The 13,658-nt window shown below is 75.1% G+C and carries 14 protein-coding genes; 8 read left to right on the top strand and 6 right to left on the bottom strand.

What is annotated here, in order from left to right; genetic code table 11:
• Nucleotides 1–287: 287 nt before the first annotated feature.
• Together KPF22_RS00365 and KPF22_RS00370 are read right to left on the bottom strand one after the other, a co-directional pair.
• A complete protein-coding gene (locus KPF22_RS00365; RefSeq protein ID WP_208822749.1) occupies nt 288–638 on the bottom strand; it encodes a hypothetical protein in 351 nt (116 codons plus the stop codon).
• A gap of 173 nt (nt 639–811) precedes the next feature.
• A complete protein-coding gene (locus KPF22_RS00370) occupies nt 812–2,464 on the bottom strand; it encodes an MFS transporter (protein WP_224400915.1) in 1,653 nt (550 codons plus the stop codon).
• A 148-nt stretch (nt 2,465–2,612) separates the two neighbouring features.
• Between KPF22_RS00370 and KPF22_RS00375 the strand changes: the two genes are divergently transcribed.
• Nucleotides 2,613–3,197, top strand: a complete 585-nt coding sequence (locus KPF22_RS00375) for a TetR/AcrR family transcriptional regulator (protein WP_073576103.1) — start codon at nt 2,613–2,615, stop codon at nt 3,195–3,197.
• 88 nt (nt 3,198–3,285) lie between these two features.
• Nucleotides 3,286–3,738, top strand: coding sequence for a hypothetical protein (locus KPF22_RS00380; RefSeq protein WP_208822747.1), 453 nt, complete (start codon nt 3,286–3,288; stop codon nt 3,736–3,738).
• A gap of 8 nt (nt 3,739–3,746) precedes the next feature.
• Here KPF22_RS00380 and KPF22_RS00385 read toward each other — a convergent pair whose 3' ends face one another.
• Nucleotides 3,747–4,025 carry a DUF6802 family protein gene (locus KPF22_RS00385; RefSeq protein ID WP_208822745.1) on the bottom strand — a complete coding sequence of 93 codons (279 nt, stop codon included), beginning with the start codon at nt 4,023–4,025 and terminating at the stop codon, nt 3,747–3,749.
• Nucleotides 4,015–4,677 (bottom strand): hypothetical protein, encoded by a 663-nt coding sequence (locus KPF22_RS00390; protein WP_208822743.1) that lies wholly within the window; start codon nt 4,675–4,677, stop codon nt 4,015–4,017. Before KPF22_RS00390 ends, KPF22_RS00385 begins: the two co-directional genes overlap by 11 nt.
• Nucleotides 4,678–5,154: 477 nt before the next feature.
• On the opposite strand from KPF22_RS00390, the gene KPF22_RS00395 reads away from it, so the two are divergent.
• From KPF22_RS00395 to KPF22_RS00410, 4 genes are all read left to right on the top strand, one after another.
• Nucleotides 5,155–5,895 carry a glycosyltransferase family 2 protein gene (locus KPF22_RS00395; protein ID WP_062403950.1) on the top strand — a complete coding sequence of 247 codons (741 nt, stop codon included), beginning with the start codon at nt 5,155–5,157 and terminating at the stop codon, nt 5,893–5,895.
• 65 nt (nt 5,896–5,960) lie between these two features.
• Nucleotides 5,961–6,959, top strand: coding sequence for a glycosyltransferase family 2 protein (locus KPF22_RS00400; protein WP_202417942.1), 999 nt, complete (start codon nt 5,961–5,963; stop codon nt 6,957–6,959).
• Nucleotides 6,952–7,764, top strand: coding sequence for a tRNA (guanosine(46)-N7)-methyltransferase TrmB (trmB, locus tag KPF22_RS00405; protein WP_208822741.1), 813 nt, complete (start codon nt 6,952–6,954; stop codon nt 7,762–7,764). The genes KPF22_RS00400 and trmB overlap by 8 nt, the downstream gene beginning before the upstream one ends.
• An 805-nt stretch (nt 7,765–8,569) precedes the next feature.
• The gene (locus KPF22_RS00410) at nt 8,570–9,661 is read left to right on the top strand and encodes a nitric oxide synthase oxygenase (protein ID WP_307799468.1); all 1,092 of its coding nucleotides are present in this window, start codon (nt 8,570–8,572) and stop codon (nt 9,659–9,661) included.
• Nucleotides 9,662–9,668: 7 nt separating this feature from the next.
• Here the strand turns inward: KPF22_RS00410 and paaI are convergent, their stop codons facing one another.
• On the bottom strand, nt 9,669–10,118 hold the full coding sequence (gene paaI / locus KPF22_RS00415) for a hydroxyphenylacetyl-CoA thioesterase PaaI (RefSeq protein WP_179761504.1): 450 nt from the start codon (nt 10,116–10,118) through the stop codon (nt 9,669–9,671).
• Between the two features lie 67 nt (nt 10,119–10,185).
• Here paaI and KPF22_RS00420 point away from each other — a divergent pair, with 67 nt between their 5' ends.
• The gene (locus tag KPF22_RS00420) at nt 10,186–10,830 is read left to right on the top strand and encodes an NYN domain-containing protein (protein WP_208822739.1); all 645 of its coding nucleotides are present in this window, start codon (nt 10,186–10,188) and stop codon (nt 10,828–10,830) included.
• Nucleotide 10,831: 1 nt separating this feature from the next.
• Nucleotides 10,832–12,157: an amidohydrolase family protein gene (locus KPF22_RS00425; RefSeq protein ID WP_224400916.1), complete on the top strand. Its 1,326-nt coding sequence runs from the start codon at nt 10,832–10,834 to the stop codon at nt 12,155–12,157.
• A gap of 15 nt (nt 12,158–12,172) precedes the next feature.
• Here KPF22_RS00425 and KPF22_RS00430 read toward each other — a convergent pair whose 3' ends face one another.
• Entirely contained in the window at nt 12,173–13,408 is a 1,236-nt protein-coding gene (locus tag KPF22_RS00430; RefSeq protein WP_224400917.1) for a D-arabinono-1,4-lactone oxidase, read from the bottom strand.
• Nucleotides 13,409–13,658: the final 250 nt, after the last annotated feature.

The raw sequence follows: 13,658 nt of genomic DNA on the forward strand, positions 1-13,658 counted from the left end.
CCGAGGCTACCTGCGAAATAGTGCGCCACCCATGGGTGGAGTTGAGAGGTCAGGCACAGCACCGATCATGTAAATCGATCCAGTAGCCGACGGACGACGGCGATGTCCGCCCAGGTGACAGGCATGTCACACGAACGCAACCTGTTCCCGGTGACCGATTCGGCGACGATCCGTGACATCGGCACGCACATTCCGGGAGAAGCGTCGCGGAAATTCACCCGCAGGCCGGAAGCGACCGTTTCAACGCATTCTCGGAGCCCACTTAGGGCTTTCAGGAACGGAAGCGGTCAGCGCACGGCGGCGACGGCGCGCGCCAGCTCCGGAACCATGATCGGCAGCCGGTGCGCGGTCACCTGCCAGTAGCGCGTGCCGGGGTCACCGGCCCGCCAGGCGTCGGCGAGCCGGACGACGGCGTCCGGGTCGATCCGCCGGCGCGGCCGGGGTCGCATCCCGCAGCGCTCACGGACGCCGGCGTCGAGCGCGCGCCAGGCGTCCTCGGCGGTGGTGTGGACCGAGACCTCCGGGCGGCCCGGGACGACGTCGTGGTCCTCGGTGCCGGGATCCCCGGCGCGGTCCACGGAGTCACCGGGGTGCTCCCCGAGCACCAGGGTGTAGGCGCTGACCACCTCGTACGGCACGGCTGTCTCCCGTGTGGAGTCGGCACCGGCGACCGGCACCGGTCGCCGCGGACGAGCCGTAGTGAACCAGCCGGGGCACACCGGATCCGCCGAACGAGCGTCCGACGGGGCCGCGCGTCGCCGGAACCACCCGTCCGGGCGGCCGGACGGTCACCCGTGACCGTCACGGGTGGTCACTCGGTGCTCACACCCCGCGACGAGCGGTCAGCGGCGGGCGACCGCGTGTCCGGCGTCGGCGTCCACTGCGGAGGCGCCGGCCGCCAGGACGTCCCGGTGCGCGCGGCGCGCAGGCCGAGCCCGGCGGCCACCAGCACCATCGCGACGGCGACCGCCGCCACCCCGGACGCGACGTCCACCCCGTGCACGAACGCGGCCCGCGCGGAGGCCAGCAGGGCCGCCGCGGTGTCGGCGGGCATCGTCGTCGCGACGTCCGCCGCCCCGCCGAGGGTCTCCCCGGCCGAGGACGGCGTCCCGTCGGGGAGCACGACACCCGCCCGGTACACCGCGGACAGCACCCCGCCGACCAGCGCGGTGCCGAGCACCGCACCGACCTCGTAGGCGGTCTCGGAGACCGCGGCCGCGGCGCCGGCCTTCTCCGGCGGGGCGGCGGCGAGGATCGCGTCGTTGGTGACGGTCTCGGACAGCCCGATACCCGCGCCGATCAGCACCGCGGCCGTCATCAGCAGCACGACGGCCGAGTCCACCTGCAGGAACAGGCAGACCACGTAGCCGGTCAGGACGAGCGCGAGCCCGGTCGCGACGAGCTGGTGCAGCGCGAACCGGCGGGCCAGCCGCGCGGCGGCGAGACCGGCCACGACCGTCACGACGAAGCCCGGCAGCAGGAGCAGGCCCGCCTGCAGCGGCGAGTACCCGACGACCAGCTGGAGGTACTGCGCGGAGAAGAACAGCAGCCCGGTGAGCCCGAACATGGTGGTGGCGTTGGCCAGCGCGCTGTGCCGGAGCACGGGGCGGGCGAACAGCTCCAGGTCGATCAGCGGGTCCAGGCCGCGCCGCACGCGTCGCCGGTAGTGGGCGACGAACGCGGCCCCGGAGCCGACACCCACCAGCACCGACGCGACGACGGCGGGGGTCACCCCGCCCGCGGACCCGGCCAGCTTGAGGGCCAGGACCAGCGGTCCCATCGTCAGCAGCGACAGCACCACGCCGACCAGGTCGAGCCGGCCCGGCTCGGTCTCCCGCGACTCGGGCACCACCAGCGGCGCGACGACGAGCAGCAGCGCCATCGGCGGCACGCTCATCACGAAGATCGAGCCCCACCAGAAGTGCTCGAGCAGCAGCCCGCCGACGATCGGGCCGAGCGCCGCGCCCGCGGCGAACCCGGTCGCCCAGATCGCCAGCGCGAGCCGGCGGTGGGTCCGGTCGAGGAACACCGATCGCAGCAGGGCCAGCGTGGAGGGCATCAGCATCGCGCCGAACACGCCGAGCAGGGCGCGCGCCGCGACGAGCTGGGCGGCCGAGGTGGCGAACGCGGCGAGCAGCGAGACCGCACCGAAGCCGGCGACACCGATCATCAGCAGTCTGCGGCGGCCGATCCGGTCGCCGAGGGTGCCCATGGTGACCAGCAGCCCGGCGAGCACCAGCGGGTAGATGTCGACGACCCACAGCAACGTCGCCGCGTCCGGGCGGAGCGCGGCCGAGAGCTCCGGCAGCGCCACGCCGAGCACCGTGTTGTCGATCGACACCAGCAGCGTGGGGATGGCGAGCACCGCGAGCGCGAGCCAGGCGCGCGGCCCGGGCCGCGGCGCCACGTCCGGCCCGCCCCTGTCCATCGCCGCGCCCCCTGCGCCGACCTCCGGCCGTGACATCGCCGTTCTCCCTCGTGCTCGTCGTCCCGTGGTGCCCGTATCCGGACGCAGCTTTACCGTCCGGACGGTACATCTTTATACCGTCCAGACGGTACAGTCCATTCCCGGCCGGGACTGTGAGGCGGGGCACGGGCACTAGGCTTCGCCCATGGCGTCCCACTCCGAACGACGGAACGCGGGGACACGGGGACCGGGCTCGGCCCGCGACCGGGTCCTCGACGCGTACGAGACGCTGCTGATCGAGCAGGGGCCCGGTGGCGCCACCCTCGACGCGGTGGCGGCGGCCGCCGAGGTGTCCAAGGGCGGGCTGCTCTACCACTTCAACTCCAAGGAGTCGCTGGTCGGCGGCCTGCTGGAGCGGCTGCGCGAACGCAGCGCCCGGGACGCCGAGCTGATGCGCTCGGACACGGCGGGCACCGTGGCCTACTACCTGCGCACCTCGATGCCGGGCAACACCTCGCCGGTCGGGCTGACCCGCACCTACCTCGCCACCCTGCGCATCGCCGACGGCACCACCTCCGGGGAGGCCGCCCGGAGCGCGCTGGCCGACGTCGACGCCGACGGGCTCGCCGCACTCGGCGAGGAGATCCACGACCCGGTCGTGGCCTGGCTGGTGCAGCTCGTCGGGGACGGCCTCTACCTGCGCACCCTGACCGGCGCGCCGCTCACCGGCGGGGTGTCGACCGACGAGCTGCTCGACACACTGCGGGAGCTGCTCGCCGCCCGTTCCTGAAACGGATGAACACCTTGCGCGCAGAGCGCGTCGAACCGGTCGCGCGGGGTAGTCTCCAACCCTGCACACGCACGGGGAGGGGCCCACTGTGGAGGGAACCGGCGGCTATCTCGCACTGGTCGTGGTCGGAGTGGCGATCACGGTCGTCGTGGGCCAGATCCTGCTGCGCACCGGACAGCCGTTCCTGGAGGACGTCTTCCAGAACAAGGAGACGTCGCACTCCATCAACCGGCTACTGGTGGTGCTGTTCCACCTGCTGACCCTCGGCGTCCTCGGCATGATCTCGGTGATCGACATCGACAGCATCACCGGCGTGCAGCAGATCGTGTTCAAGATCGGCGCCGTGCTGCTGATCGTCGGGATCGCCTACGGCGTCTCGATGCTCGTGCTGCTGCGCATCCGCGAGCGGCGCCGCCAGCAGAAGGTGTCCGCGGACATCGACCGCTCCATCGCCGAGCAGCGCCGCGGCGTCGGCCGGTTCCGGCGCGGAGCGAACACCGACAGCGAGGGCCGCACCCCCGCCGACCAGCCGGAGGACTGACCCCGGGCTCAGCCGGGGTCTCCGGGCAGGCCGGTCACCGCGTCGGCGAGACCGTCGCCGTCGAGGTCGGTCCAGAACTCCGGACCCCGTCCCGTGTCGACGACGAGCGTCTCCGCGACGCCGTCGCCGTCGGCGTCGCGGGCGGCGGGCCCGGACACCGGGACCGATCCAGCGACGCCGGACCGGGCCCGCGGCACCCGCACCCACCAGGGGACGGGCAGCGCCGCCGCGACCACCGCGCCCGCCAGGACCGTGCTCCCGGCCGGCACCGGCGGCTCAGCACGCACGGGACGGCTCCGGCAGCCCACGGTCGGCGACGGAGATCCGGCGCAGCAACTCGTGGTCCGCGGCGAGCAGCACCGCGTCGCGCACCCGCCGGGCCAGCGCACGGTCCCGGGCGGAGCGGACCGCCCGCACCCGGGCCGCGACGAGCGCACCCACCAGCAGGACGAGCCCGGCGAGGGCGGGCAGCACCCCGGGCCCCCCGGCCGGGAGCACCCGCGCGCCGGCCGCGAGGACCGACGCCACCCACACCACCGATCCGGACAGGACCGCCCCGGACCACGCCCCGCGTTCCCGGCCCGGTGCGACGGCGAGCGCCCGGCCCGCCGCGGCGACGAGAGCCCCGCCACACGATGGTGACGGAACGTGAGTGACATGCGTCACGTGGGCGCCCTGATGTCGCAGTGCGACTGCGGCCGCACGGCGGCGCAGGACCGGTCCGCTGCGGCGCGCCCAGGCGTCGTCGAGGGTGCGGGCGGGACCGTCGAGCGCGGCCGTCCACCACCGGACGTCGCCGGCCCGCCCCGGGCGCCGGGCCGCGTCCGCCGCCAGGCCGTCGACCTGCACCGACAACGTCGCGAGAAGATCGGCGCGGGCCTGGTCGAGCGCGGTGCGCAGCGGCGGTCCGATGCTGCCCGACAGCGGTTCCCGGTCCATGCCGGACAGTGTCGGGGGGACCGTTCCCGGGTGGATCCGTAGGACTGCGCAGCAGACCCGGGTGATCCTCGTCCCCTCTCATGGGCAAGGCTGAACCGCAGCGTGGACACGGACGAATCAGCCGACCGGGGCAACCCCACGGGCTCCAGGGACGTCCACTGATCGGGCAATACCGAAGACGCCCGACACCAGAACCGCAACCGGACCGTGATCGCGTCGTTGGACGAGTAAGCGGACCTGTATGGAGGAAGTGTGAGCGCCGTTACGCCCGCCCGCCCGACCGTCACGCCCGATGCGAGCGCCCCCGCGCGTCCCGGGCGTCAGAACGGTGCCGGTGCCGGACAGTCGCCGTTCCCGGCGAGCCCTGCCCGACCCGGCGGGCGCGCTCCGCTGGCGCCGCAGCCGGAGGGACCCGAGGGCTTCCGTCGCCCGCGGCCCCGCCCGGCTCCGCGCCGCAGCGCGAACCCGGCGGTGTCGGTGATCGTGCCGACCCGCAACGAGGCCCGGAACCTGGAGATCGTGCTGCCGGCCATCGCCGCGGTGCGGCCGGCCGTGCACGAGGTCATCGTCGTCGACGGCAACTCGACCGACAACACGGTCGCCGTCGCGCGGCGCACGCTGCCCTGGGCGCGCGTCATCACCCAGACCCGCAAGGGCAAGGGCAACGCGATGGCCTGCGGCTTCACCGCCGCGACCGGCGACGTCATCGTCATGTTCGACGCCGACGGCTCGGCCGACCCGAACGAGATCCCGGCCTTCGTGAACGCGCTGGTCAAGGGCGCCGACTTCGCCAAGGGCAGCCGGTTCTGCAAGGGCGGCGGCTCGGACGACATCACGCTGCTGCGCAAGTCCGGCAACGCCGGCCTGAACACCGTCGCGAACCGGCTGTTCGGCACGCGGTACTCCGACCTCTGCTACGGCTACAACGCCTTCTGGGCCGACCTGCTCCCGCAGCTCGAGCTCCCGGACCCGGCCGCGCCGCAGCCCGAGGACGGCTCGATGCTCTGGGGCGACGGTTTCGAGATCGAGACCGTGCTCAACTGCCGCGTCGCGGCCGCCGACCTGACGATCACCGAGGTGCCGTCGGTCGAGCGCGAGCGCATGTTCGGCGAGACCAACCTGCGGACCTTCGCCGACGGCACGCGCGTGCTGCGTACCCTGATGGCCGAGCACCGTCGCATGGAGCAGCGTCGCAAGGCCTCGGGATACGCCCGCTAGGCCCCACGGCGCCGCCCGCTCCGGCCGCCCCCGCCGGATCCCGCAGCATGAGGAGCCCGAACGCCGTGAGCGCCCTGCCGACCGCCACCGTGGTCGTCTGCGTCTACACCGAGAAGCGCTGGTTCGACATCAAGGCCGCCGTCGACTCGGTCCTCGACCAGGACGTGACCCCGCTGGAGACGATCGTCGTCGTCGACCACAACGAGCGCCTGCGCGAGCGGGCCGAACGCGAGTTCGGGCCGCTCGGGGTGGTCGTCGTCGCGAACGACAAGAAGCAGGGCCTGTCGGGCGCCCGCAACACCGCGGTCGAGCTGGCCTCCGGTGAGGTCGTCGTCTTCCTCGACGACGACGCCGCGGCCCGCCCCGGCTGGCTGCACGCACTCCTCGCCCCGTACGAGGACCCGGACGTCATCGGCGTCGGCGGGGTCGCGCACCCGAAGTGGCCCGACGGGCGTCCGCGGACGCTGCCCGGTGCCGCCCCCGGGGACCCGAACGCCACCGGTGAGCTCGACTGGGTCGTCGGCTGCACCTACACCGGCCAGCCCACCGAGCGCGCCGAGATGCGCAACCTCATGGGCTGCAACATGTCCCTGCGCGCCGAGGTGTTCACCCGCGTCGGCGGGTTCGCCGAGGACATGGGCCGGATCGGCAAGAACCCGCTGGGCTGCGAGGAGACCGAGCTCTGCATCCGGGCCCGGCAGGCCTACGTCGCCGACGGCCGGAACCCGCGCATCCTGTTCGAGCCGCGCGCCGCCGTCGACCACCGGGTGTCCGACGACCGCGTCTCCTGGCGCTACCTGCTGCGCCGCGGCTGGGCCGAGGGCATCTCCAAGGCCGCCGTGTCCAAGGTCGTCGGGACCGGGGACTCGCTGTCCACCGAGAGCAGCTACACGATGAAGGTGCTGCCCGCGGGCGTGATCCGCGAGGCGAAGGAGCGCAACGCCGCCTCCGCCGCCGCGATCGTCGCCTGCTTCGGCGTCACCGCTGCCGGCTACGTCCGCGGCCGGCTGCCCGGCGCGACCGCCCACGTGCGGCTGCCCGCGGGCCGGAACACCGGTGCCTGACCGGGCCACCGCCCCGGAGGCCCCGCACCCGCACGACACCCGGATCCGCTCCTACGTCCACCAGCGCGTCCGGCTCTCCGAGGGCCAGCAGTCCGCCTGGGACCGGCTGTGGTCGACGTGGGGTTCCGAGGTCGACGACGTCGTGGCGTCCGGGGTGTGGGACCCGGCGGCGACGTTCGGCCGGACCGCGCCGCTCGTGCTGGAGATCGGCTCCGGCATGGGCGAGACGACGGCGGCGCTCGCGACGGCCGAGCCGGGGATCGACCACGTGGCCGTGGAGGTCTTCGAGCCCGGACTGGCCCAGCTGCTCATGCGGATCGAGCAGGGCGGCCTGACCAACCAGCGGCTGCTGCGCGGCGACGCCGTGGAGCTCCTGACCCGGGTCGTCCCGCCGGCGTCGCTGGACGGGCTGCGGATCTTCTTCCCCGACCCGTGGCCCAAGCGGCGCCACCACAAGCGCCGGTTGATCCAGCCGGAGTTCGCCGCGCTGGCGGCGTCACGGCTGCGTCCGGGCGGGCTGCTGCACCTGGCCACCGACTGGCCGCACTACGCCGAGCAGATGCGCCGGGTGGTCTCCGCGGAGCCGTCGCTGCGCCCGGACGACCGCTTCCCGCTCCGTCCGGACGGCTGGCAGGACCGTCCGTCGTGGCGTCCGGTCACCAAGTTCGAGGACCGGGCCCGGCTCGAGGGACGACCGGTTCGTGACCTGCTGTACGTCGCCGACCACGCACCCGGCACCGGTGACACACGGAGAGTGACCGACTACGGTCGGGAGCACCCCCGACCCGGATCCCCACCCGAGTGACCCCCGAAGGACGCCCGTGACGACGGTGGAGCACGGCAAGAACTCGCACCCCGCTCCCGCGGCACCGAAGCGGACGGTCGACCGACCGCCCGGCTTCCGGCCGAGCCCGACGCCCCGCCCGATGACGGGCCCGCCGCCGGGCGCCCCGCCGGGTCCGGGTCAGGGGCCCGGCCCGGTGTCCGGGGAGTCCGGCGCGGAGCGGTCCGGCCGGTCGGTGTCGATGGTCCCGCTGGTCGGTCCGGTCGAGGGCCCCGTGCAGGCCACCACCGCCGTGGCGCGGCCCGGGGTGGAGACGACGACCGTCGTCGACCGGTCGCGGGTGCGGCAGGCTCCGCCACGGGAGCAGGGACCGGGCGGGTCCGGGCCGCTGCGGGACCAGCAGGCCCCGGCCGAGCGGGCCACGGTCGCGACGCCGCTGCCGGAGCGCGCGACCGTCGCGACCCCGGTCCCGGGAACGGCCCAGGCCCCCGGGAGCACCCCCGGCTCCGGCACCACCCCGGCCCCGGGATCGCAGCGCCCGGCTGCGGGCAGCCGCGAGCACGTCCTCAACCGGGTCGACGGCCCGGGCGCCGCGACCGCGGTCGTCCGCGTCGCACCCCCGGCGGAGAACCGCACCGCACCACCGGTGGAGAACCGCACCGCACCGCCGGTGGAGGGCCGTGGCGCGCCGTCGGTCGGGAGCCGTGTCGCGCCCCCGACCCAGGCCACCGGTGGCTGCCCGGTCACCGGGCACGGACGCTCCGGCGGACACCCGCCGCCGCCCGGCGTCGCCGACGAGCGGGACCCCGCCCCGGTCGACCCGGCCGTGGCCGAGGAGTTCCTGCGCCAGGTGTACGCCGAGACCGAGCCGGGCGTCCCGCTGCCGGAGCGGCTGCGCCAGGTCCGCGCCGAGATCGACCGGGTCGGCACCTACACCCACACCACGCACGAGCTGGTCTTCGGCACCCGGGTGGCCTGGCGGAACTCCGCGCGCTGCATCGGGCGCCTGTACTGGCAGTCGCTGCAGGTCCGCGACCTGCGCCACCTGCACGACCCGGCCGACGTCGCGCAGGAGAGCGTCGGGCACCTGCGCGCCGCCACCCGCGGCGGGAAGATCCGTTCGACGATGACGGTGTTCGCGCCGGACGCCCCGGGGCGGCCCGGTCCGCGGATCCGCAACGACCAGCTCGTCCGCTACGCCGGGCACCGCAACCCCGACGGCACCGTCACCGGGGACCCGGGTCAGGCCGACTTCACCGACCACGTCGTCGGGATGGGGTGGCCGCGACCGCAGCCGGCGGGCCGGTTCGACGTGCTGCCGCTGCTGATCACCGGCCCGGACGGGCGGTCCCGGCTGTTCGACGTCCCGCCGGACGCCGTGCACGAGGTCCCGCTGCGCCACCCCGAGCACCCCTGGTTCGCCCGGCTCGGGCTGCGCTGGCACTCGGTGCCCGCCATCAGCAACATGCCGCTGGAGATCGGCGGGGTCGTGTACCCGGCCGCCCCGTTCAACGGCTGGTACCTCGACACCGAGGTCGGCGCCCGCAACCTCGCCGACACCGACCGCTACGACCTGCTGCCGGAGATCGCGAAGCGGCTCGGGCTCGACACCCGGTCGGTGCGCACGATGTGGCGGGACCGGGCGATGGTCGAGCTGGTCCGCGCGGTCACCTACTCCTTCGACGCCGACGGCGTCACCATGGCCGACCACCACAGCGAGGCCGAGCGGTTCATGACCTTCCTGGCGAAGGAGGAGGCCGCGGGACGGCGCTGCCCGGCCGACTGGAGCTGGATCGTGCCCCCGATGTCGGGCTCGCAGACCCCGGTCTTCCACCGCTACTACGACGAGCCCGACCCTGGTCTGCGGCCGGCGTTCCTGGAGCCGCACGGGCTGCGGCCCCGCGACGACCAGGGCTGAGGGCCGGTCAGGGCCGGGCGGTGACCGGGCTCAGGCCCGGCACCTGCCGGGTACGGCCCCGGAACTCGGCGACGACCGTCCCGTCGGCGGCGCGGACGGTCACGTCGTAGAGCCCGGACCGGCCGCTCGCGGCCCGTTCGACCGCCTCGGCGGTGAGGACGTCGCCCTCGCGGGCCGGGCGCAGGAACGCGATGTCCGCGCCGCTGGCCAGGGCGGAGACGCCGTGGGAGTTGCTGGCGTAGGCCATTGCGGTGTCGGCGAACAGGAACAGGTAGCCGCCGTGGCAGACCCCGTGCCCGTTGACCTGGTCGGGACGGACGGTCATGGTCGCCGTCGCCCGTCCGGGGGTGACCGCGACGACGTCGACGCCGGCTGCACGGCTCGCCCGGTCGCCGTCGCGCATGATCGCGGCGGTCCGGGTGGCGAGCTGCTCCGGCCCGGTCGGTGGGTTCTCCATGGGGACAGTCTCACCCGCGTGGGCGCCGGGCCGGGCGGGCGGGGCGACGGCGGCTAGGCTCCCCGGCATGAGCAGCGGGACGGGGCAACACGGACGCGGCGTTCCGACGGGCCCGCAGGAGCGCGTGCTGCTGGTGTGGGACGCGCCCAACATGGACATGAGCCTCGGTTCGCTGCTCGGCGCCCGCCCCACCTCGGCCTACCGTCCGCGGTTCGACGCCGTCGGCCGCTGGCTGCTCGACCTCGCCGGCCCCGAGGCCGAGGCCGAGGCGTGCGTGTTCACCAACGTCGCCCCGGGCAGCATCGACATCGTCCGGCCCTGGGTCGAGGCCCTGCGCAACGTGGGTTTCGCCGTCTTCGCCAAGCCGAAGACCAGCGACGACTCCGACGTCGACGACGACATGCTCGCCCACATCGGCATGCGCTCGGCCGAGGGCAGGCTGCGCCACGTCGTCGTCGCCTCGGGGGACGGGCGGGCGTTCCGGGAGCCGCTGGAGAAGCTCATCGAGGTCGGCACCGACGTCACGGTGATCGGCTTCCGCGAGTACGCCGGGTTCGCGCTGGCCTCGGAGACGCTGTCGTTCCTCGACCTCGAGGACATCGACGGGGTGTTCCGCGAGCCGCTGCCGCGCGTCTCGCTGGAGACCCTGCCCGACGAGGGCGCCTGGCTGCCGCCGTTCCGGTCGCTGCGCTCGCTGCTCGACCGCCGCTGACATGGCGGTCCTCCAGCGGCTCACCGCCCCGGTCGCACTGCCCTGCACGCCCGGCTTCCCGGTCGTGCGCGACGCGGTCCTCGACGTCGACGACACCGGCCGGATCGCGTTCTTCGGCACTGCCTCCGACGCGCCGGCGACCGACGCCGTGGTGCGACCGCTGCCCGGGCTGCTCATGCCCGGCATGGTCAACACGCACTGCCACACCCCCATGTCGCTGCTGCGCGGGATGGGCGGCGACCTGCCGCTGATGCCGTGGCTGACCGAGGTCATGTGGCCCGCGGAGGGCCTGCTGACCGAACAGGACGTGCACGCCGGGATGATCGCCGGCTGCCTGGACCTGCTGCGGACCGGCTGCACCACCAGCGTCGAGATGTACTTCTTCACCGACGCCCTGACCGACGCCGTCCGCACCGCGGGCTCGCGGGCCGTGCTCACCCCGGGGATCATCGCCGCGCCCGGCTGGGACCGGCTCGGGACCTGGGAGCAGATGCGCGACGACGTCTCCGCCCGGATCGACGCCCGCGGCGTGATCCCCGACGACGACGGCCGGATCGAGCTCGGCTACGGCCCGCACTCGGCCTACACGCTGCCGCCCGGCGCCCTGGAGTCGGTCGCCGCGGCCGCCCGCGAGCGCGGCGCGCTGGTGCACACCCACGTCGCGGAGTCCCGCGGCGAGGACGCCCACGTGCGCGAGGCCCACGGCTCGGTCCCGGCGATGCTCGACGCCGGCGGCGCGCTCGGCGGGCGGGTGCTGGCCGCGCACTCGGTGCACCTGTCCGACGACGACATCGCCGTCTACGCCCGGCACGGCGTCGCCGTCGCGCACTGTCCCGGCTCGAACGCGAAGCTCGCGGCGGGCACCGCCCGGCTGCTGGATCTGCGCCGGGCCGGGGTCCGGGTGGGGCTGGGCACCGACGGTCCCGCCTCCTGCGACGACCTGGACCTCTGGCACCAGGCGCGGCTCGCCGGGCTGATGGCGCGGGTCGGGGCCGACGACGCCGCCGCCCTCACCGCCGCCGACGTGCTGCTCATGGGCACCGCGGACGCCGCGCACGCGATCGGCCGCGACGACCTCGGCGCGCTGGAGGCCGGGCGGCGGGCGGACGTGGTGCACGTCGACACCGACGACTCCGCGTTCGTCGCACCGTCGGACGACGCGCAGCTCGTGTCGAACCTGGTGTGGGCGGGCGGCTCCCGCCTGGTCCACGACGTGTGGGTGGGCGGCGAGCAGGTCATCGACGCCGGTGAGCCGACCCGGGCCGACCGCCGGGCGTCGCTCGCCGCGGTGCGGTCGATCTCGGCGCGGCTGCGCGGGCAGGTCTGAGCGGTCCCGCGCCCGTCAGCGGCCGAGTACGGCCGCGAGGTGCGGGTCGGTGAAGCGGCGGTCGGGGTCGAACCGGTCGCGGACGGCGCGGAACGCCTCCCACCCCGGGTAGGCGACGGCGAGCTCGTCCGGCCCCCAGGCGTGCCGGGTGGTCCAGCAGGGCCGCCCGTCGGCGTCCTCGCAGACCGCGCCCGCGAGCCGGCGGACCGGCTCCTCCGCCGGTCCGCGGGTCCGCAGCCGCAGGTAGGCGGTGTCGCGGCCGGACGCCGGGTGCAGCAGACCGGTCTCGGCCCGTCCGGTGCGCACCCGCACGGGACGCAGCTCCCGCCCCCGCGCGGCGACGGCGGCCCCCAGCTCGCGCAGGACCGTCCCGAGCGCGGCACGCGGCACGGCCCACTCGGACAGGTCCGGGTCCCACGGCTGCGGGTCCGGCAGGACCTCGTGCGGCGGCCCGGCCGTGCCGGGCGCCCAGCGCTGTGGCGGCGGCCAGCCGGACCGCAGTCCCACCCCGGAGGACCACCACGACGACGCCAGCCGCGACACCGCCTGCCCCCAGCCGGCGCGCTCGACCGGACCGGTCGCCTCGGGCTCCGGCTCGGCCCAGCGCAGCACCGCGGACCCGGCGTGCACCGACGGGCTGATCGCGACGTCGCACTCGGTCCAGGCGTGCTCGCCGAGCAGGTCCTCGCCGAGCACCTCGTCGATGCCGACGGCGCGCTCGTGCACCCGTAGCCGCGTGAGCGGGACGGTGCGGAGCTCCAGCGCGGTCGCGATGCCCAGTGCGCCGAGCCCGCAGCGCGCGGCGTCGAGGTCGGGTCCGGTGACGTCGCGGACGGTGCCGCGACCGTCGACCAGCCGGACGGCACGGACCTGGTCGGACAGCGAGCCCTCCGCGGGGGCGCCGCCGTACATGCCCAGCCCGGTGGCGCCGCCGATGGTGGCGCGGGGCGCGTCGGGCACGGTGGCCAGCGCCCGGCCGGCGGCGGCGAGGGCGACGCAGAGGTCGGCGACCGTCTCTCCGGCCCGCACCCGCACGGTGTCCTCGCCGATCTCGACGACGCCGGTCAGCGCGGACACGTCGAGCAGCACGTCCTCGGTCCGGGCGAGGGGTCCCGGGGCGCGGCCACCGGCGCCGGTGGGGCGGACGGTGGCGCCCCGTTCCGCGGCCCGTCGCACGGCCGTCACGACGCCGGCCTCGTCGAGCGGGCGGTCGGTGCGCCGGGGGCCGGTCGCGGCGGGATCGGTGCTCATCCCTCGCAGGGTAGAACGCCGGGGGTCACCGTGCGGAACGATTCGAGCACGCGTCGCGGCGCGTCGTACGGCCGTCCGGTGGGACGGCGGTGAACGTGGTGACGGGTGTGCCGGACGGGACGGCAGAAGCTGCGGCGAATGCCCTCTTGTGACCCGGACGGCCGCCCGATACGGTCACACTCCGTGGCGATCATGTCGCCACGCGAGTCCGGGACGAGGGTGTCCCGTACTCGGCCCCGTCGTACTGCCC

Source organism: Pseudonocardia sp. ICBG1034 (assembly GCF_020131375.1).
Classification (GTDB): Bacteria; Actinomycetota; Actinomycetes; order Mycobacteriales; family Pseudonocardiaceae; genus Pseudonocardia; species Pseudonocardia alni.